14 protein-coding genes are annotated in these 20,706 nt (G+C 45.1%); 7 read left to right on the top strand and 7 right to left on the bottom strand.

What is annotated here, in order from left to right; all coding sequences use genetic code 11:
• Nucleotides 1-82: 82 nt before the first annotated feature.
• From MSP8886_RS00730 to MSP8886_RS00720, 3 genes are all read right to left on the bottom strand, one after another.
• Nucleotides 83-709 (bottom strand): DsbA family protein, encoded by a 627-nt coding sequence (locus MSP8886_RS00730; RefSeq protein WP_067011709.1) that lies wholly within the window; start codon nt 707-709, stop codon nt 83-85.
• A 220-nt stretch (nt 710-929) separates the two neighbouring features.
• Complete coding sequence (locus MSP8886_RS00725) at nt 930-2,129, bottom strand: amino acid aminotransferase (protein WP_067011707.1); 1,200 nt, start codon at nt 2,127-2,129, stop codon at nt 930-932.
• 474 nt (nt 2,130-2,603) lie between these two features.
• Nucleotides 2,604-2,798 (bottom strand): PA3496 family putative envelope integrity protein, encoded by a 195-nt coding sequence (locus MSP8886_RS00720; RefSeq protein ID WP_067011705.1) that lies wholly within the window; start codon nt 2,796-2,798, stop codon nt 2,604-2,606.
• A 186-nt stretch (nt 2,799-2,984) separates the two neighbouring features.
• On the opposite strand from MSP8886_RS00720, the gene uvrD reads away from it, so the two are divergent.
• From uvrD to MSP8886_RS00705, 3 genes are all read left to right on the top strand, one after another.
• The gene (gene uvrD / locus MSP8886_RS00715) at nt 2,985-5,198 is read left to right on the top strand and encodes a DNA helicase II (protein WP_067011703.1); all 2,214 of its coding nucleotides are present in this window, start codon (nt 2,985-2,987) and stop codon (nt 5,196-5,198) included.
• Nucleotides 5,199-5,345: 147 nt separating this feature from the next.
• The gene (locus tag MSP8886_RS00710; protein WP_067011701.1) at nt 5,346-5,834 is read left to right on the top strand and encodes a helix-turn-helix domain-containing protein; all 489 of its coding nucleotides are present in this window, start codon (nt 5,346-5,348) and stop codon (nt 5,832-5,834) included.
• A gap of 166 nt (nt 5,835-6,000) precedes the next feature.
• On the top strand, nt 6,001-7,059 hold the full coding sequence (locus tag MSP8886_RS00705) for a Gfo/Idh/MocA family oxidoreductase (protein ID WP_067011700.1): 1,059 nt from the start codon (nt 6,001-6,003) through the stop codon (nt 7,057-7,059).
• A 154-nt stretch (nt 7,060-7,213) separates the two neighbouring features.
• On the opposite strand, the gene MSP8886_RS00700 is transcribed toward MSP8886_RS00705, so the two are convergent.
• From MSP8886_RS00700 to MSP8886_RS00690, 3 genes are read right to left on the bottom strand one after another with little or no spacing between them, the layout of a single operon-like run.
• Complete coding sequence (locus MSP8886_RS00700; protein WP_067011698.1) at nt 7,214-8,701, bottom strand: tripartite tricarboxylate transporter permease; 1,488 nt, start codon at nt 8,699-8,701, stop codon at nt 7,214-7,216.
• Nucleotides 8,702-8,703: 2 nt separating this feature from the next.
• Nucleotides 8,704-9,141 (bottom strand): tripartite tricarboxylate transporter TctB family protein, encoded by a 438-nt coding sequence (locus MSP8886_RS00695; RefSeq protein ID WP_067011696.1) that lies wholly within the window; start codon nt 9,139-9,141, stop codon nt 8,704-8,706.
• Nucleotides 9,142-9,158: 17 nt separating this feature from the next.
• Complete coding sequence (locus MSP8886_RS00690) at nt 9,159-10,136, bottom strand: Bug family tripartite tricarboxylate transporter substrate binding protein (RefSeq protein ID WP_067011694.1); 978 nt, start codon at nt 10,134-10,136, stop codon at nt 9,159-9,161.
• Between the two features lie 131 nt (nt 10,137-10,267).
• Between MSP8886_RS00690 and MSP8886_RS00685 the strand changes: the two genes are divergently transcribed.
• The 4 genes from MSP8886_RS00685 to MSP8886_RS00670 all read left to right on the top strand — a co-directional run bounded on the left by MSP8886_RS00685 (nt 10,268) and on the right by MSP8886_RS00670 (nt 19,924).
• Nucleotides 10,268-10,936, top strand: coding sequence for a response regulator transcription factor (locus MSP8886_RS00685; RefSeq protein ID WP_067011692.1), 669 nt, complete (start codon nt 10,268-10,270; stop codon nt 10,934-10,936).
• Complete coding sequence (locus tag MSP8886_RS00680; RefSeq protein ID WP_067011690.1) at nt 10,923-12,308, top strand: sensor histidine kinase; 1,386 nt, start codon at nt 10,923-10,925, stop codon at nt 12,306-12,308. Before MSP8886_RS00685 ends, MSP8886_RS00680 begins: the two co-directional genes overlap by 14 nt.
• Nucleotides 12,308-13,345 carry an ABC transporter substrate-binding protein gene (locus MSP8886_RS00675; protein ID WP_067011689.1) on the top strand — a complete coding sequence of 346 codons (1,038 nt, stop codon included), beginning with the start codon at nt 12,308-12,310 and terminating at the stop codon, nt 13,343-13,345. The genes MSP8886_RS00680 and MSP8886_RS00675 overlap by 1 nt, the downstream gene beginning before the upstream one ends.
• A 249-nt stretch (nt 13,346-13,594) precedes the next feature.
• Nucleotides 13,595-19,924: an AAA family ATPase gene (locus MSP8886_RS00670; RefSeq protein ID WP_067011686.1), complete on the top strand. Its 6,330-nt coding sequence runs from the start codon at nt 13,595-13,597 to the stop codon at nt 19,922-19,924.
• 95 nt (nt 19,925-20,019) lie between these two features.
• On the opposite strand, the gene MSP8886_RS00665 is transcribed toward MSP8886_RS00670, so the two are convergent.
• Nucleotides 20,020-20,703, bottom strand: a complete 684-nt coding sequence (locus tag MSP8886_RS00665; RefSeq protein WP_067011685.1) for a 1-pyrroline-5-carboxylate dehydrogenase — start codon at nt 20,701-20,703, stop codon at nt 20,020-20,022.
• Nucleotides 20,704-20,706: the final 3 nt, after the last annotated feature.

Raw genomic sequence — 20,706 nt, 5'->3', positions numbered from 1 at the left:
TGCGTATATAAAATGTTTTTAAAGTAAGGAATAAGACTCATTGCTGATGGAAGAGAATGTCGTTCACTATGGTAAAAAAGCGCTATGACAGCGCTTTTTTAATGGCCGTTAACATGGTTAGAGGGTCTTGATAATCCAAAGGGATGGAGGTGAGTTGATCGCCTTTTAAAACGGCTAGCGACGGAAAGGAATTTAAACCAAGTTGTCTTGCTTGGTCGATTTCTTTTTCTAATAGGCCTTCTGACTTGATATGCTCCATGGCTTTAAGAAAACCTTCCGCTTTTAAGCCGATGTGCTCCGCACACTCAACCAGTGTCTCCATATTGGACGGATTTTTCGCCTGAAGATAATAGGCTTGTTGAATGGCATGGTACATCTCGTCTTCCGATCCGGCGTCCCTAGCAACTAGGCAGGCTCGGCATGCAGGATAAGTGGAGCGACGTGGTTGGTTGACTCGCCAAAAGTCAAAGTTAAAGTTGGTGCCTAAGTCGGTTTGGATTCGTTGCCAAGTATTTTCCAATTTGGCTTTCATTTCCTCAGGCATTGGCTTTTCGGAGTCAACAGCTAACCCACCTAGCATGGATTGTATCGTCAATTTTTTCTCATCGATCAGTGGTTGTAAGGCTTTTTGTAGCTTGTTCCATGTTGGACGAAACCCCCAACACCAGCTACACATAGGGTCATAACAGTAAAGTAAAGTGGCCGTCATAGTAGGCTCCGCCGTAATTGCGTTAAATATGTAAACAAAACAGGGTCTAAGGCTACCAATCTCTGAGGAAAGAGAACAGGTTTTCGCCATGTGTTTTTATTATGAAGATTAGAGTTTGTGTGCAGCCTACATAATAAATTTTTTTCAAAAAGAAAAGCCACCGAAACAGCGTCTGCGTCTCGGTGGCTTATATGATCTGTTCAAGGTTTTAGCCTGCTACCTATTCCTCTTTGAGAACCGCTGCAATGGCCTCACAAAGGGGCTCCATATTCTCATGAGTCATGCCTGCCACATTGATGCGGCCAGAGCCCACTATGTAGATAGAAAACTCTTTGCGTAGACGTGATACCTGCTCTGGGTTCAAACCAGAAAACGAGAACATGCCGTTTTGTTTGGAGATAAAGGAGAAATCTTGATTAACCCCTTTAGCTCGTAGCGTATTCACAAAGAGACTGCGCATTTCGTGGATACGAGAACGCATGCTTTTTAGCTCCATTTCCCACAGGCTGCGTAGCTCTTTTGAGTTTAAAATTTCAGCAACAATGGCTGAACCGTGAGATGGTGGGTTGGAGTAGTTAGTACGAACGGCACGCTTGATTTGTGTAAAAGCGGCTAGCGCTTGATCCGCATTATCGCTCACAATGGTCAAGGCACCGACTCGTTCATTGTACAAGCCGAAGTTTTTGGAAAAGGAATTGGCAATTAACATTTCCGGTACGTGATTCAAGAAGGTACGTAAACCTTGCGCATCTTCTTCAAGCCCTGCTCCAAAGCCTTGGTAAGCAAAGTCAAATAATGGCAAAAAGCCTTGTTTGCTACACAGCTTCGCTAATTGATACCACTGCTCTGGTGTGGGGTCGATTCCTGTTGGGTTATGGCAGCAACCGTGAAAGAGGACAACATCGCCAGCGGGAACTTGAGATAAACCGGCTAACATGGATTCAAAGTCCAAGGATTTAGTATCCACATCGTAATAAGCGTAACTGCCTACTTCTAAGTTAACGGATTGGAATACTGCTTGATGGTTTGCCCAAGTTGGGTTACTGACCCAAATAGTCGCATTGGGCAGATGTTTACGAATAAATTCAGCAGCCACACGAAGCGCGCCAGTACCACCAGGGGTTTGGGCGGTTTGGGCCAGTTGTTTGCTAATGATTTGAGTGTCTTCACCAAATAAAAGCGTTTGTACGGCCTCTCGGTAAGCTTGAGACCCTTCGATGCTGAGATAGCTCTTACTGGTTTCTTGGTTCAACAAGCGTTCTTCAGCTTGCTTAACGGATTTTAAAATAGGCGTTGTACCTTGCTCGTCCTTGTACACGCCAACACCTAAATTGATTTTCTTGGGGTTTGGATCGTTGCGGAAAGCGTCATTCAGGCCGAGAATGGGATCGGATGGCGCAGCTTGGATGTGTTCAAACATAGTGACTCCCCAAAAGGGTTATTTTACTTATTGAGACGTTTGCTCGACGGCTGGGTTGACCAATATATAGTAAAAAATAGACATAAAGTACTGATTTATAAACGGTAACCTTATCATTTTGATCTATTTTTGCCGTGTCTTGGCTTGACTCCTGTCTTCGTTCAGAGGTCTCTTATTATATAGTGAGTAGAAAAAGATCATATTCCAGTTGCATATGGTACTCCAACGAGGAAGTAACCGCTATAAGAAGACGAGGAATGGTCCTATGGAAAATTGGGAGGTTATGTTGATTTATGTTAATGAAAAGGGACTTTTTGTTGGACAAAAGACTGCCATGCTCCATGTTGAGACTGAGTAGAGTCGTTAAAAAGGCGCACAACAACACGTAAGGCGGTTAGCGCCTAATAACAATCGTTTGCTCTTATATACTCTTGATAGTCAGTATATAAGTGTGTGTTTTGGTTTCTGAGTGTGCTATTCATCCCAGCCATTCGAGATGGCGTGGTTCAAGCGTTTTTCCTCAAGGTGTTTCTCGATAGCACGGCGTGCTTTGAGCATACGGACGCTGTCTTCCTTTTGGTTGCGTTCTTTTTTTTCATTCTCCAAACTGATAGAAGCATGAAGAATGTCGGTTTTTACTTCAGTCAAGGTTTCAGAAAAATTACTCATTGTTATACCCTTCTGGCTAATCTCGATGACACTCAATGTGATTGATCACTGTCATCAATGGATGAAAAAAGTCAAAATAGACAGACAACTTGTTTCAGGTTTATAAAAAACGCATATCGATCAAAAATCAACCTCTTTTTAACGCGTTTTTATGACAAACACATTAAATTAATACGGCGGAATGCAATGGATGTTTCTTTTATCCTCGACTCGTTAAATGATAAACAGCGTGATGCAGTGGCCGCGCCATTGCAAAATAGCCTTGTGCTAGCGGGAGCGGGGTCCGGCAAAACACGGGTTTTGGTGCATCGTATCGCTTGGTTGATGCACGCCTACCAACTGTCGCCCTATAGCATTATGGCGGTGACGTTTACCAATAAAGCCGCACGTGAAATGCAAGGGCGAATTGAAGAACTGGTGGGTGTTCCTCCCCAAGGTATGTGGGTGGGAACATTCCATGGTCTGGCTCATCGTCTGTTGCGCGCCCATTGGCGTGATGCGGGGCTCAAAGAAAACTTCCAGATTATGGACAGCGATGACCAGCTGCGCTTGGTAAAACGCATTATGCGAGAGATGAACATCGATGATACGCGCTGGCCACCTAAGCAAGTGTGTTGGTTCATCAATGGGCAGAAAGATGAGGGCCGTCGTGCTGCCCATGTGCCTGATAGTCATGACCCTTTCTCTAAAGGTATGCGAGAGCTGTATTACCATTATGAGGAGGCCTGCGAACGTTTGGGGATGTTGGATTTTGGTGAGTTGCTATTGCGTGCTCACGAGCTGATGCTCACTAATCCGCCTTTGTTGCGCCATTATCAAGAGCGTTTTCGTCATGTCTTGGTGGACGAGTTTCAAGATACCAACACCATTCAATATGCTTGGCTACGCGTTATGGTGGGCGAGCAGGGAACAATTACTGCCGTGGGGGATGATGATCAGTCTATCTATGGTTGGCGTGGAGCGAAAATTGAAAACATTCATAACTTTACTAAGCACTTTAAAGACGTTCAAACCATTCGCTTAGAGCAAAACTATCGTTCTACTGGCCACATACTGAATGCGGCTAACGGTTTGATTAAAAACAACGATGATCGTTTAGGTAAAGAGCTCTGGACAGACAGTGGTGATGGTGAGCCGATTTCCCTCTACGCGGGGTTTAACGAGCAGGATGAGGCTCGGTTTATTATCGGCATTATCAAAAAGTGGCGTGATGAAGGTGCCGCATTGAAAGAGACAGCGATTTTATATCGTTCTAATGCCCAGTCTCGGGTGATTGAGGAATGCTTAGTTAGGGAACAGATTGCTTATCGAATTTATGGTGGGCACAGATTCTATGACCGTTTAGAGATTAAAAATGCCTTGGCTTATGCCCGCTTGGCGCTGGATCCCAATGACGATGGTGCCATGGAGCGGGTGATTAATGTGCCACCTCGTGGTATTGGCGAGCGCAGTATCAGTACACTGCGGGAAATGGCACGGGATCAAGGCTGCTCCATGTGGCAAGCGGCCCAACTTATTGTTGATCAAGCCATTATGCCGGCAAGAGCGACCAATGCTATTAAAGGCTTTCAACAAATTATTGATGATCTGATGACCACTGTTCAGCAGCCGGATTTAAGCTTGGGTGACATCTTTGAGCAAATTATTAACGATGCAGGTCTGATTCCTTTCCATGAAAAAGAGAAGGGAGAGAAGGGCGAGGCGCGAGTCGAGAACTTAAAAGAGTTGATTGGCGCCGCCGGAGGATTTAGTTGGAACCCTGAAGACGAGGCCTTTAGCTCGCCACTGATGGCTTTCCTTGATCAAGCAGTATTGGATGCTGGTGATGCGCAAGCGGATGAGTACCAAGATGCGGTTCAATTAATGACACTGCATTCTGCGAAAGGACTGGAATTTCCATTGGTCTTTTTAACGGGCGTGGAGGAAAACTTGTTCCCCAGCAAAATGTCGTTTGAAGAGCCTGGACGTCTTGAAGAAGAGCGACGCCTTTGCTATGTGGGTATCACCCGTGCTATGAAGAAACTTTACATAACTTACGCGGAATCCCGTCGTTTGTTCGGTAGCGAATCTTTTAATAGTCCGTCACGCTTTATTAAAGAAATCCCGCCACAGTGCTTAGAGGAGGTACGCCTGCGTTCACAAGTCAGTCGTCCAGTCTCCATGCAGCGACCCGATTATCAAACAGAAAAAGCTCGCCTGCAAAACAGCACGGTTTTGAACAACTTTAAAGCCCCAGAAGTGAACGTCAATATGGGCGATCGTGTTAAGCACCCTGTGTTTGGTGAAGGCTTAGTGATTAACTATGAAGGACAAGGGCCACAAGCCCGAGTACAGGTTAATTTTGATGATGAAGGTAGCAAGTGGTTGGTGCTGTCCTTTGCGAAGTTAGAGGTCTTATAATAGCCTTGTATAAATAACTCTTCTTGTTTGTAAGTTATTGATTTTTAGATAATGTCATATTGGTGTCGGGGATATGTCGTCACGCACCCATGTCGTTTTCAGTAGGCTAAGAGTTCCTTAAAAAAACAGCATGTAGGGATAATAAAAATGATTGTAAAAAAACTTAGACTGCAAAGGGGCTGGTCGCAAGACCAGCTTTCTCAACTGAGTGGATTAAGTATCAGAACGATTCAACGCATCGAAAAGGGTCAAAATCCAGGGCTTGAATCGTTGAAATCTTTAGCAGCTGTTTTTGAACTTCCTATTACAGACCTGCAAGGAGATACCGATATGACCACACAAGATAGAGAGGAAAAATCCGCTCATACTATTAGTTTAGAGGAACGGTTAGCATTTCATCGAGTACAGAAAATGAAAGGTTTTTATATACACCTCACTCAGTATTGTTTAATCATTCCTGTATTGTTCGCCATCAATCTGTTTACTCATCCCTCCTATATTTGGGCGGTATGGCCCATGCTTGGGTGGGGAGTCGGCTTGGCTTTTCATGGTTTACGCGTGTTTAACGTGATTAAGTGCTTTGGTCCTGAATGGGAAAAGCGACAGGTGGAAAAACAGCTCGGTCGCAAGCTTTAAGTGACCATTTTACCCAAGAGCAAGCGCGCTAAAAAGAAGTGTTGAAGCGGTTTTTTTATCGTGCTTTCTTGGGGGTTCCTTTGAGTTGCCGTTAAAACTTGCAAAATGGTTTGAGTTCAAACTATTATTTATCTATGAACTTATAGATGATGAGGAGTGGGGTTTTATGACAATCAAGGTTGGTTTAATTGGTTTTGGTCTATCCGGACAAGTATTTCATACCCCTTTTGTGATGAATGACCCGCATATGGAAATGACTCATGTATGCAGCTCTAAAGTAGAGGCGGTTCATGCCGTGTTGCCGAATGCTGTCGTCTTACAATCGGTCACGGAAATGTGCCATACACCGAGCATTGACTTGGTGGTAATTACCACGCCCGATAAATTGCACTTTGAACAAGCCAAGCTGGCTTTAGAAAGCGGTAAGCATGTTTTATTGGAGAAGCCATCCGTCACCAGTATTCAACAAATAGAGTATCTGTGTCGCGTTGCAAAACAACAGGGTGTGGTGTTTTGCGTGTATCAAAATCGCCGTTTTGATGGAGATTTCCAACGTTTAAAAGCGTTAATAGACAGTGGTGAAATAGGCGAGCTGAAGCACTTGGATTCGCGCTTTGACCGTTTTCGCCCTGTGGTACAAGATCGTTGGCGAGAACAGCCTGGCCCAGCGACAGGGGTGTTATGGGATTTAGGGTCTCATTTGTTAGATCAAATGCTCGCGTTGTTCGGAGAGCCAAAATGGCTGCATGCTAGTATTGATACCCTACGAGAGAATGGTAAAACCCATGACTGGTTTGAAATTGAATTAGGTTATCCTGGTAAACGTATTCGCTTGGGGGCGACACCCTATGAGGCCGGAGAGATGCGTCGCTTTAATGGTCGATTTACTCAAGGTAGTTGGCAATGTGTTGGGTTAGATCCACAAGAGCCAGCGTTACGATCAGGACAAATGCCATGGCATGAAGGATTTCCCTCTCAAGCGCCAAAACAGACGCTGACGTGCTTTTTAGCGCACTCACAAGATGATATTGAAGTCATCGCAGAATCCTCAGTCCATGGGGATTATAGTGCCTTCTATGCGCAGCTAAGAGAGGCTATTCTAGGGAAAGGAAGTGCTCCAGTGTCTATGGATCAGGCCTGTCAATTAATCTATGGTTTGTGTCTTGCGGAGCAATCGTCGGAAACCGGACAGCGTATGTCGTGGGACTATAAAGCACACTATTAATCTACTGACAAGGAATAGGCCGCACACATTATAAGCGATGGAAAACGGCCACTCAGTATTAGAAAGCTATACTCTATTAAAACGCTCCATTAGATTGATGTATCTAATGGAGCATTTTTTGCAATAGCTTGAACTGGTGCAGAAGGAAGAAGGGTTATTTTTTTCTTAACTTCATGACTTTCGGAAGGACAATAGCTAATACGGTGGCAATGGCCAACACATAAGTAATGGCACCATCGAATAAAATAAACCAATCCCCCCCACTGATAGAAAGAGCCCGTCGAAGGTTTTCCTCTAAGACTTTACCTAGTACGAGCCCAAGAATCACAGGCGCCAATGAAAACCCTAATTTACGTAAGATGAAGGCAAAAACGCCTAGCACAATCATAAAAAACAGATCAAAGGTGTCACCGTGAATGGAGTAGATACCGACAAAGGTTAACATCACAATCACGGGTACAAGGTAAGATTGTTTAATCGAAAGCAGACGAACGAACAAACCAATGAGTGGTAAATTCATCACCAATAAGGCGATGTTACCAATAAACATAGACGCAATGAGTCCCCAGGCAATATTAGGTTGTTGTTCAAACAACAGAGGACCTGGGGTGATGTTGAACATCAATAGGGCGCCCAGTAAAATAGCCGTTGTGCCGCTGCCTGGAATTCCCAATGTTAACATCGGCACCATAGAGCCTGCTGCCGAGGCATTATTGGCGGCTTCTGGTGCCGCTAGGCCACGAATATCACCTTGTCCGAAGTGTTCTTCTTTGCCTTCGGCAAAACGTTTCTCTGTTCCGTAAGCCACGGCACTAGCAATGGAGGCGCCGGTACCAGGCAGTACGCCGATGAGAAAACCAGAAATCGTGGAGCGGAATATGACCCATTTCACGGCCATTAGGTCGGCAAAAGAGACAAAGCTTTTGCCAACAGGCGTGAGTTTTAAATCATTGCGAGCCCAGCTTTCTAACAGTATTAACACTTCACTAATGGCAAACATACCAATCACAACAACCAAAAAGTCGACCCCATCAAACAAATTGGGGATGCCCATGGTAAAGCGCAAAATACCCGTGCCAGAGTCGATGCCCACGGTCGCTAGTAATAAGCCGATGACCACACCAACTATGGTTTTGATGGGGCGTTTACCGACCATCGTCGCCAAACAGGTAAAGGCGAAAATCATCAACCATACATACTCTGATGGACCAAATTGAATGGCTAATTTACTCAGTAATGGGGCAAAAATCACCATAAGAAGCAGCGCGCCCATGCTACCAAAGAATGAGGAAACTGCAGAGAGTGCCAGCGCTCGTCCCCCTTCTCCTCGTTTGGCCATCGGGTAGCCATCTAAAGTGGTCATAATGGCTCCGGCATCTCCAGGAACGTTGAGTAGTATACTGGAAATACGGCCGCCGTATTCTGCACCGTAATACACACCAGCGAGAAGAATCAGCGCCGATTCAGGCGGCAATCCAACGGAATAGGCTAAAGGTAATAAAATGGCCACGCCATTGATGGGGCCAATTCCCGGTAGTGAGCCGATTAGGGTACCGATGAAACAGCCAGCTAATACTAACCCTAAGTTGAGTGGGGTGAGGGCAACAGAAAACCCGAGTGCTAAGTAATGGAAAACGTCCATCATTACTCTCCGAATAGAATGCCGACAGGGACATTAAGTTGCATTAAGTCTGCTAATAAAAAATAGCTAATAGGACTGAGAACGAGGGCGTACAAGAAGGCTTTAAGGAGCTTTTCACCAAACAACCAGCTAAAAATGGTGCCAACAAGTGTGGTTGAAATAATAAATCCTGCTTTTTCAAACAGTGCAGCGTAAAGCACCATAATGCCTAACCCTGAAAGGATTTTTACCCATACTTCTTTGGTAGGGTGCCAAGTATTTTGACTCGGCTTGATAAACAGCCAAACACAGCATAGTGCTGCAATGCCGGATAAAATAAGGGGAAAGGCTTTTGGCCCCAAGGGTTCATACTGAAACGGGACATTAAAATGGTAAGCTGTCCAGGCAATCAGCCCAGACAGTACCAAAAATGCACCCGCAAAAATGCGGTCATATAGCATGTTATCGCCTCAATTCACTAGTTAATTAAGCCTGCTTCTTTGGCTAAGCCACGCATATAACCAACACGTTCTTTAATGTAACTATCTAGTGTTTTACCTGACATGTTGAAAGGAACGAGGTTTTGATCGACTACTGTTTTCTCGAAGGCAGGGTCGTTGTAGGCTTTCTGAAATTGATCGGACCAGTAGTTATAGGCTTCATCGGATACTTTAGGCCCTAAGTAATAACCACGAATAATGGTCCATTCTGCATCATAGCCTTGCTCTATGGCCGTTGGGTAGTTCGAAAATTCACCTTTGAGGCGTTCAGGTGACATGATCGCCAAGACTTTTACCTTGCCTGATTCCACCAAGCCTTTCATTTCGCCAACATCACCTGGGTAGACCTTAATATGCCCACCTAAAAGGGCGGCCAATGCTTCACCACCCCCTTCGTACGCGACGTAACGCATTTTCTTAGGGTCAACACCTGAGGACTTCATCAGAATGGCAGCTTTCATCCAGTCTTGGCTGCCAACACCTCCCCCTGCACCAAGGACGAATTTACTTGGGTCTTTTTTAATGGCATCTACCAATTCGCCCAGTGTATTCCAAGGCGCATCAGCGCGAACCATAATGGCACCATAATCCACACCAGCGGTGCCGACCCAACGTGCATCATTTTCATCTAAGTTGCGGCCAAATTTGCCTTGGGCAATATTCAGTAATGAACCAGAGCTAAAAGCGACCAATTTATTGGGATCATCGGGGTTCGTTGCGTTGATGTAGTTATAGGCAACTGCACCAACGCCCCCAGGCATAAAGGTTACGGCCATTGGTATTTTGGTGATTCCAGCTTTGGCAAAGCCTGTAGACAGAATACGACAGGTTAGATCAAAGCCACCGCCAGGCTTGGCTGGGGCAATACAGCTGGGTTTATTGGGTTCGAATGCGTGGGCTGCTGAGGCAAGTGTCAATCCGCTCGCTAGTAATAATGTGGCGATACGTGCTTTCATAGAGTGTCTCCGGTTTAGCATTATTGTTTTTGTTGTATGTCTCTTTGAGAACATATTTTTAAAAAGTACACCATAAAGCTGACATCTTCCTGACATGGTATAATAATGTGTCATTTATTAAGGATATCGTTATGCGGATGCTGTTAATTGAAGACAGCGATAGTCTTGCCCAATCTATCCAAGTGTATTTCCATAATGAAGGCCACCCCTTGGACTGGGTAAACTCGGTAGAGAAGGCGAGAAGCAGTGTCTCGTTAGAGTCGTTTGACTTATTGATCCTCGACATTAATTTGCCCGGGGCCAGTGGGTTTCAACTGCTACAAAGTTTACGAGCAAACGGTAATCGCATTCCGGTATTGGTATTAACGGCGCGCACAGAAATAGACGATCGTGTCAGTGCATTGGATTTTGGTGCGGATGATTATTTGGCGAAACCGTTTGATTTTCGCGAATTAGCCGCCCGCTGTCGGGCTCTATACCGTCGTGAAAGAGGTAAAGCCAGTAACGATATTCTATGTGGAAATTTGGTTTACGATTTGGCGACGCACTCGGCCAAAGTGAATGGTCGCCTTTTGGAGTTACGCCAGCGAGAGAGACAGTTGCTTGAATTGTTTTTGAAAAATCTAGATCGAGTGTTAACCAAAGACGATATATCTAACCGACTTTATGATTTCAACGAGGCCTATACGCCCAATGCAATTGAGCAAACGTTGACTCGTTTAAGAAAACAACTGGCTAACTCTTCTCTCATCATCAAAACCATTCGTGGCCTCGGTTATCTCGCCCATGTCGATGATTAGTACAAGCTACTCCTTGCGTCGACGTATGTTGGTACGTAGCGCACTTTTGCTGTTGATCGTTTTTGTTTTGCTGAGCATTGGGGCTTGGCACTATGCCAAGCAAGCGGCGAATTACTCCTATGATCGTCTGTTAAGAAGTGCCAGTTTATCAATGTTGGAAGGGGTGCATGTCACTGGGGCCAATGTCGATATAGACATTCCTTACGCATCATTTGAAATGATGCAACTCAGCAGTGAGGATAAGGTGTTTTATCGTGTGCAAGGACCGCAAGGTAACTTCATCACAGGTTATGAAAATTTTCCTTTGCCCAATCAATCACTTGGTAAAGAGCGGACACTATTCTATGACGCCAATTATTTATCTGAACACATTAGAGTGGTAATGCAGCGTAAATGGCTGTCAGAACCTGAAGTATCGGGGTGGGTGAGTGTGTATCTAGGGCAAACCCTCAACGCCCGAGATCAAATGAGAAATGATATTTTAGTCCGTAGCTTGGCTACCCTATTGGGCATTATGCTGTTGGTTTTGTTTGTCTTATGGTGGTCGATTAATCGCGCATTAGAGCCACTCAGCACCATATCAAAGTCGCTTTTTACACAAACGTCTTTCTCAGAAACCCCGTTAGACAAAACGTCAATACAGGAGGTGGCACCATTAGTGGATGCCATCAATGAATATCAAACTAGACTGGCGTCAAATCTAGACGGGATGAAAACCTTTATTGCTGATGCAAGCCATCAAATCCGTACAGTACAAAGCGCGACACAAGCCCAGTTAGACATCGCCAGCCAAAGCCAAGATCTGAGTCAGCTGCCAGCTCATCTTGGTCGAATTCGAGAGGAGCATCTACGTCTTACCCGCTTAACGAATCAACTACTTTCCCATGCCATGGTGGTGCATCGCGGTGATACCAGAATAGTTGAGGATGTGAACATGGAGTCTTTGGTCAAGCAGCTGTTAACGGAATGTGTTCGAGATTATGCCCATACTGAGATTGAGTTTTCTTATCATTGTGATGGGAGGATAGGCTCGGTTCAAGGGGATTGGATTGCGCTGAAAGAAGCGTTTAGGAATTTGCTAGAGAATTCCCTTGTCTATGGTCCAGCGAAAAACCAAATTGACGTGAGTCTTACGCAAGAGGCGGGCCATGTGAATGTCATCATTGATGATCAGGGACCGGGGATTCCACAAACGCAACGAGAACAAGCCGTGCAGCGCTTTAAGCGATTAACCACACGCAAAGAAGGGTCTGGTTTAGGGTTGGCGATTGTTAGCAGTGTTGTGGAATCCCACGAAGGACGTTTTTTTCTAGAAGACAGTCCATTAGGCGGCTTAAGAGCCCGCGTCCAGTTAAGAGTAGGGGAAAGCTAATGCGATACTACTTTATAGGCTTATGGATTGTGTTTTCATCTGCTTTGTTTGCTGCCCCTAAAAGCAACTCAAATGCACTTGATATATACAGTGCCACTGACCTGCGGGCGATTAAGCCGTTGTTAGATGATTATCGAGCGCGTCACCCTGATGTTCAGGTGAATTACCATGAGTTTAATACACTACAGCTCTATCAGACTATTAAAAAACTGTCCTTAGACCAGCAGCCAGATGTGGTGATCAGCTCTTCAATGGATTTGCAAGTTCGTCTGGTCAATGATGGCTATGCTCAGCCGATTAAAGATTCCGCGTTAGAGGCTTTGCCTGATTGGGCCAAGTGGCGTAACGAGGCCGTTGGTTTTACCTATGAACCCATTGTCTTTGTGTATAACAAACAGGCTTTTAAAGGGAAAACCATCCCTCGTACCCATGAATCTCTTGCGCTTTCTATGCGCAGTAATGATGCTTTTTACACTCATAAAGTCGGGTCTTATGATGTGCGACGCTCGGCTTTGGGCTATCTGATTGCCACACAAGATGAAGTGGCGTCAAGCATTAGTGGGCGTTTGCAGGAAAGCCTTGGCAGAACGATTACGCAAGTGTACTGCTGTACATCGCAGATATTGGATGATATTGCCAGTAATAAGCTTGTACTTGGCTATAACATGCTTGGCTCTTACTCCCTGGCGAGAGCAAAACATGATCCAAGAATTGGTGTCGTGATCCCTGAAGATTATACCTTAGTGGTCAGTCGGGTAGCGTATATCAGCAAGGCGGCGAAGCATGTTGAAAACGCTCGCTCTTTTGTGCATTACCTTATTTCTAAACATGGGCAACAGGTGATGGCGGATAAAAGTGAGTTGATTGCCTTATACCCGAGCCTTGATCCTTTGACGGATAGATTACTGTCAATTAAACAGACCATTAACTTTCATCCCATTCCATTAGGGCCTGCCTTGATGGTGTATCTGGACCAGTCGAAGAAAAAACGTTTTATTCGATCGTGGGAAAACGCATTGTCACCCTCAAAACAATAGGCTTGATTATATCAAACCGTACGTATTTGATGTGCTGTCCAATTCTGGCAATTGAATTTTTAATTGTACTTTTTATTGTAATAAAAGTTTATTTAGATGTTCGTAAGTTATCAGCAAAAAGCATGTTTTGTATTTAAAATGCACATAATTCTGATTTAGGAGTAATACTGTTAAGAGATGTAGAAGATGAAATAAGCGCCTTTGTAAGTATGCTACTGTGTCTTGAATGATGTAGGGTGGGAATAAACAATGATCTTAGTTCCTGGGTATACAACTCAGTCTTTATTGTTTGATGGCAGACACTCGTTAGTGCTGCGTGGGGTGAGAAACCGAGATGCTCTCCCTGTCATCATCAAATTACTAAAGCAGGAGTTTCCAAGCGTCGAGCAGTTGAATTGTTTTCGAGAAGAGTTTCTTCTGCAGCAACGTTTGTCCCATATTGACGGTATTTGTCGTGTGCTGTCTCTAGAAAAACTGGGGCACTCATTATTTTTAGTCATGGAAGACATTGGTGGTGAAAGTATTGCTCAGATATTACACTCCGCGCCACTGAGGTTAGAAGAAACGCTTCAGTTGACCAATCAACTGTCGAATACCTTGGAGGCGATTCATCAAGCACAGGTTGTTCATGGTGATATTAATCCAAACAACGTGATTTGGAACCGAGAAACCGGTGAGTGTTGCCTGATTGATTTTGGTATTGCCAAGGAGTTGTCCACCGCGATAGACAAGGCGATTCCTGTATTTAGTTTGTCAGGTTCTTTAGGCTATATTTCCCCAGAGCAAACGGGACGTATGAACCGCATGCTCGATTATCGCTCAGACTTTTATTCTCTGGGAGCCACTTTATACGCGTGTTTGACGGGGGAGCCACCGTTTACCCATCATGACCCTATTGAATTGATTCATAGTCATCTAGCCATTTCCCCGATACCCCCTAATCAAGTCGACCCGCGTATTCCGCAAGTGGTTTCAGACATCATTTTAAAACTTCTTTCCAAAAGCATTGAAGAGCGCTATCAAAGCGCACGTGGTTTGGGATGCGATATTGTCTATTGTTTACAACAGCTACAAACAACGGGTGAGATTGAGTCTTTTCCATTAGCCCAGAAGGATTTGTTTCCCCAGTTTCAGGTGCCCGAAAAGCTCTATGGCAGGGAGAAAGATATCGCCTACCTTGATGCAGTTGTTGAAAAAAGTATTTCTGGTAGTGGTGAGCTGTTTCTTGTCTCGGGGTACTCTGGAGTTGGGAAATCGTCTTTGGTTGAACAAGCCAAACAAGCGTCACAAACCCATCTCGGTTTTTTTGTCTCTGGTAAATTTGATCAGTTTAATCGTGATGTGCCGTATTCGGCCCTGAAGCAAGCCTGCCAACAGCTTGCGCATCTGTTGCTCTCGAAAGAAGAGGAGAGTATTGACTACTGGCGCACCCAACTACTGAGTGTGCTGGGAGAAAATGGCCGTGTTATTACCGATCTAGCGCCGAGCTTTGAGTTAATTATCGGTGAGCAGCCAAAGTTGATCGAGTTGTCGGCCATGGAGTCGCAAAGCCGTTTTAATTTGATCTTCCCAAAATTCATTCAGTTATTTTGTTCACAAGACCATCCGTTAACCCTCTTTTTTGACGATCTGCAATGGGCGGACAGCGCGTCTCTTCGGCTCATAGAAAGTTTGATCACCAGCAGCCAAGCCCATCATTTTTTGGTGATTGGGGCCTATCGAGATAATGAGGTCAGCGTGACGCACCCTCTGTCTTTGATGCTAAAAGAGCTTAGAGAAAATTACGCCAATGTGAATGAGCTGAAATTGCAGCCTCTCACTGAACAAGATGTCAGCGCATTATTGAGAGATAGCGTGCATCGGAATGATGAGCAGCAAGCGCGTTTAGCGGCTCTTTGCTATGGCAAGACATTGGGTAATCCTTTCTTTCTAAAACAGTTTTTAGGGGAACTAAGCAGTGAAGGCTTGATCTATTTTGATTCACAGCAAGGCTTATGGCATTGGGATCAAAAGCAAATAGAACGCCTTGATGTGGCCGATCATATTGTGGATCTCATGGTACGAAAAATCGAGCATCTTTCGCTGGATGCGCAAGCGTTGCTGAAAACGGCTGCTTGTATCGGTAATCGATTTGATACTAATATTCTGTCTTTACTCACAGATCAAACTACTGAGCAAACTGCAGATTTGCTTGCAGAGATTCTCGATCAGGGTTTAGTTGTCCAATTGGATGCATCAACGCAGACATCATTATCCGAACTTGGGACATCGTTCTATAAATTTCTGCACGATCAGGTTCAGCAAGCGGCTTACTACATGTTGCCGGATGCTGAGCGTCAGGTATGCCACCTGACAATTGGTTTGGCCTTCCAGCAGCAAGAGGGGATTTTCCATCTTAGCGAAAGTCTTTTTAGCATCGTCAATCACTTGAATTTGGCTCTCGCACTACTCGAAGACGAAGAGAAACGGCGAGAGTTAGCCGAGCTTAACTTACTGGCTTCGCAACGAGCCAAAAAAGCCAATGCCTACGAGCATGCACTGCACTACATTCAATCCGCCATTGCTATTCTTGAACACAAGGGGTGGGAAGATTATTACCCACTGACTTTGTCCTGTTATAAAGAATGTGCCGAAGTGGAGTTACTGTGCGGCAATGTCGAGGCAGGCCATCAATATTGTGCGCTCTTATTGGAAAAATCGAAGACGGTGATGGAAAAGGTCGAAGTGTATGCCCATCAGGTTGAGCTTTATGCAAACCACGGGCGCTTCCAAGAAGCCCTTGATGTAGGCTGTGACGCCATTCGTCTACTGGGGGTGGAATGGCCAACAGACGCTGAGGAAATCGAACAAGCCATGCTCAGTGAGTCACAGATCATCCAATCTTATCTAGAGCAGAACACGGTAGAGTCTTTGCTCAGCTTGCCTGTCATGCAAGCGGCAGAGAAGCGCATGTTATGCCAGTTGCTGGGGATGATCTGGGGGCCAGCAATTAACACCAATTTACCCATGAGTACCTTAGCTGTGGTAAAGCTGGTGGCCCTGTCTATTCAGTATGGTAATACAGATGTGTCACCTTTTGGCTACACCTGCTATGGCTCTATGCTGAGTATTTTTTACGGGGATTATGAAACTGGCTATCGCTTTGGACAGTTATCTGTCGACCTAGTCGATAAAACGGACAACCATAAATTGCGTTGTAAGGTATATACCATGTTTGCTGTGACTAACAGCCCATGGTCAGCTTCCCTTCACGACAGCATTGCTCTGCTTAAGTCGGCATTGAGTGCGGGTATGGATGTGGGAGATCGCATTTTTATCAGTTACAGTGCGTTTCATATCTTAAAAATCATGAAGTTAGCCGGGCTTCCCCTTACGGATGTGATAAAGGAAAACCAGCATATTCGTCCCATTTTAGAGAACATCGGTGATCCCAATACCCTAGAGATATTGGAAATCTTGGAAAGGAATACCGCCTTATTGCAAGGCGATAGTCATTCAACAAAGAGCTGGAATGACGAGGGCTTTAATGAGCGCGAGTTTGTTAAGCAAATGGAACAGCAACAACACGCTTTGTGTTTGAACTACTACTACCTGAATAAAATGCAGGAATGTTTTTTATTTGGTCGCTACCAACAAGGAAGCGACATGGCCGAGAAAGCCGCCGTGACCTTAGATGCTACCTTTGGTTGGTTTACCAATGCAGACTATTACTTTATGCAGGGGCTTATCTTGGCTTCCTTGTGTGACGAAGAAGAGTCCGAGGAAGAAAAGCACGCTATTATCTCCAAGATCAATGTGTGTCTCTCGCGTCTTACAGATTGGGCGACGAACTACCCTGATAACTTTGCCAATAAAGTACACCTGATTCGTGCTGAATTAGCTCGCTTACATGGTGAGCATAAACAGGCCGTTGATTTATTTGATTTAGCGATAGAGGAGTCTGATAAGCAAGGTTTTTTACATCAATCGGGGATAGCAAATGAGCTGGCGGCTCGCTATTGGATGTCTCGTAGTAAAAGTAAGTTTGCAGGGCTCTACTTAAAAGAGGCTCATCACAACTACATGAGATGGGGGGCTCAAGCCAAAGTGATTGCGCTTGAATTGGCGTTTCCTGAGCTGGTTCGTTCCCGTGATAACTCAGACGCTTACAGTACTGAGATGAGTTTAACGACAGCGTCGAATAGCCTGGATTTATTATCCGTTGTCAAAGCCAGTCAAATTATTTCGGAAGAGATTGTGCTTGAACATCTGCTGACCAAATTGATGCGCACCATTTTTATGGAAGCAGGGGCTCAACGGGGGATGCTGGCGTTAAACATCAATGGTGACTGGCTTATTGAGGCACAAGGGGAGTTAGATCAAGGGGAGGTGACCGTATTACAAGATATTCCTCTGACAGAGAATGCTAACTTGTCGTATCCATCATCGATCTTTTCCTATGTGCGTCGTACGTTAACGCCGTTGATTATTGATAATGCGCAACAAAACGCTGCCTTCGTTAAGGACCCTTACATTGCGAAGTGTCAGCCTAAATCTGTACTCTGCTATCCAATAGTGAAGCGAGGTAAAGCCCTTGGGCTTTTGTATCTTGAAAACAATTTGGTGGCGTCGGCCTTTACGCAAGACCGTTTACAGGTCTTGGCTATTTTGGCTGGACAAGCGGCCATTTCTATCGACAATGCCTTGGTCTATGCGACCCTTGAAAAGCGCGTGGAAGAGCGTACAGAACAATTAAGCTACGCCAAGCGTCAAGCTGAAGAGGCAAATCGTGCGAAGTCGATGTTCTTAGCGACCATGAGTCATGAGATTCGAACGCCCATGAATGCCATCATCGGTATGAGCAAACTGACACAAAAAACGCCACTTAGTGTTGAACAGAGAGGCTTCGTCGATAACATTCTTATATCGGCTGAAGACTTGATGGGGATCATCAACGATATTCTCGACTACTCGAAGATTGAAGCCAAGAAAATGACCATTGAGAACACGACGTTCTCTCTTAAGCAGGTTATTGACCATGTCTTGATGGTGAGCTCGATCAAGGCCCAGGAAAAGCGCCTCAGGCTGGATATCAATATTGCTGATCAAACCCCTATTGATTTGCTAGGTGATCCACTGCGTATTCAGCAGGTGCTGATTAATTTAGTGAATAACGCCATTAAATTTACTGACAGGGGGCACATTACAATTACCGTGTCGCCGCAGTTCTTAGCGGATGATAAAGAAGTACTGCGTTTCAGTGTGAAAGATACGGGTGTGGGGATGACATTAGAGCAGCAAACATGCTTATTCCAGCCTTTTACCCAAGTCGATGATACCATTACGCGTCGCTATGGTGGGTCTGGGTTAGGCTTGGCTATTTGTCATCAATTGGTGGACTTGATGAATGGCCGTATCTGGCTAGACAGTGAACTGGGTCAAGGTTCCACATTCCATTTCCAAATCCCCTTACAGCGCAGCCTTCAAAGCCGAGCCTGGAAAAATGACGTCAAGGCCGCTTCTAAGGTGCGTGTATTGACCGCAAACGATGGTGCGGTTGCGGAGCATGAACACCGTAAACCTCACTCTCTTGCGGGTAAGACGTTGTTGTTGGTTGATGACAATACCCTGAATCGTCAAATTGTTGTGAGTTTTCTTGAAGAGTTGGATGTCGGTATTGATATTGCGACAAACGGTGAAGAGGCTTTGCAAATGCTGAACCCTGATAGACACCAGCTGTTATTAATGGATTTGCAAATGCCAGTGATGGATGGCTTTACGGCCACTCGACACATTCGCCACCGCTATCCAGATCTGGATCTTCCCATTATTGCGATGACGGCCAATGCAGGGCTGGAAGACCGACAGCGTTGTCTGGATGCTGGCATGACGGATTACATGTCCAAACCCATTAATCCTGAGGCTCTTCTAGACATGGTGTCGCGCTATATGACGGTTGAGGAGAGCGTGACGCCACCGAAACCGTCGCAGCAAAGCCCGCTCTCGTTTGACGAGCTGATTATGCGTCTTAATCAAGATGTTGGCTTGGATACCGAGCTTGCCTTGCCGAGGATCTCAGGAAGGCAAGAGGTCTATAAGCAGGTTATTCAGGACTTCATTCAAGAAGGTTTGACTAATATGGTGTTGCTCAAGCAGCTTGAGGCATCGGGTCAGCTTGACGATCTAAGAATTTGTGTTCACTCGCTTAAGTCTAATGCAGCGTATTTAGGTGCGACACAATTGGAGGAGGAGAGTCGACAACTAGAAAAATGCCTAGAAGATCAGGCCCCTTATATCGACCTCTTTGATTGTGTCTGTGAGACCTTATCAACCTTGCTAGAGAAGCTTTATACCGTTATCGATGAAGTGAAATCGCCTGTTCCTGAGCCAGAGGAAGTTTCTATTGGGCTGCTTTTAGAGGAAATTGAGCTTTTGTTAGCAGCTTCTGATTTCCAAGTGGCGCGTTCGCTGTTACGGTTGAAACAGCATCCTGATGCTGCAAACTGGGTGTCTCAAGTGGACGAGATCATCAGCTTAGTTGATGACATAGAGTTTGAAAGGGCTAGAGAGAGGATCTCTAAGCTAAGATTGCAGAGGTAAGCGTTTGTTTTTTTGACAAATGCAGGGGAGTATATTGAGAAATAATAAAGCGTATTAAGCAGACCCTAACGCAACGGGTCTGCTTAATAAACAGCTTATTCTTCCATGCTGCCTAATGCCAGTAGGGTCGCATTACCACCGATTGCGGTGGTGTTGATTGAGACCGCACGCTCTGTCACAAAACGCAAAATGTAATGTGGAGTCGCGATTTTACCTAATGTGTCTAGATTGGTTTCTTCCACTAATTGGCAAATCAGACCACTTTTGTCAGCCAAGCGTTTACTCAAAGACTGAGCCTTGTCGGCATCGCATAAAATAGCGACACCAGCAAGATGATCCGCTTCAATTAATGAATCAACGGCGGACTCGGCGACGTTTTGAATAATACCTTCTGGGACGGCGTCCAGAATGGCATCCATGATTTCCTGTCCCATAAGACCAACTGTGATAACCGGGTTACCAGCCACCAGTGCTGCGAAGATTTGCCCTACCAAGCCAACTTTAGCGTTGTCTGTATCAAAGTCCGACAGGCATAGGAAAGGGCCACGACCTTGGGTAGCAAGTTCGTTTCTTTCTCCTGTTGGCCCTGGCATCACTAAGGTTTCTGCTATTTCGTGTTGAGCATTATTGAGTTGCCAAACTGCCATTTTACGTTGAGTTTCTGGCAATAGGGTCATGGTGCGAGCCAAGCGCTCAACACGACCATTAACTCCTAATGAATCCCAAGCTTCAAAGGCGCTTCGAGCGACATCAATTTGAATAGGTTGTATGATTGTCATTAC

It is taken from the genome of Marinomonas spartinae (assembly GCF_900089775.1).
GTDB classification, from domain to species: domain Bacteria; phylum Pseudomonadota; class Gammaproteobacteria; order Pseudomonadales; family Marinomonadaceae; genus Marinomonas; species Marinomonas spartinae.
This window is presented reverse-complemented; position numbering and strand designations above follow the sequence as displayed.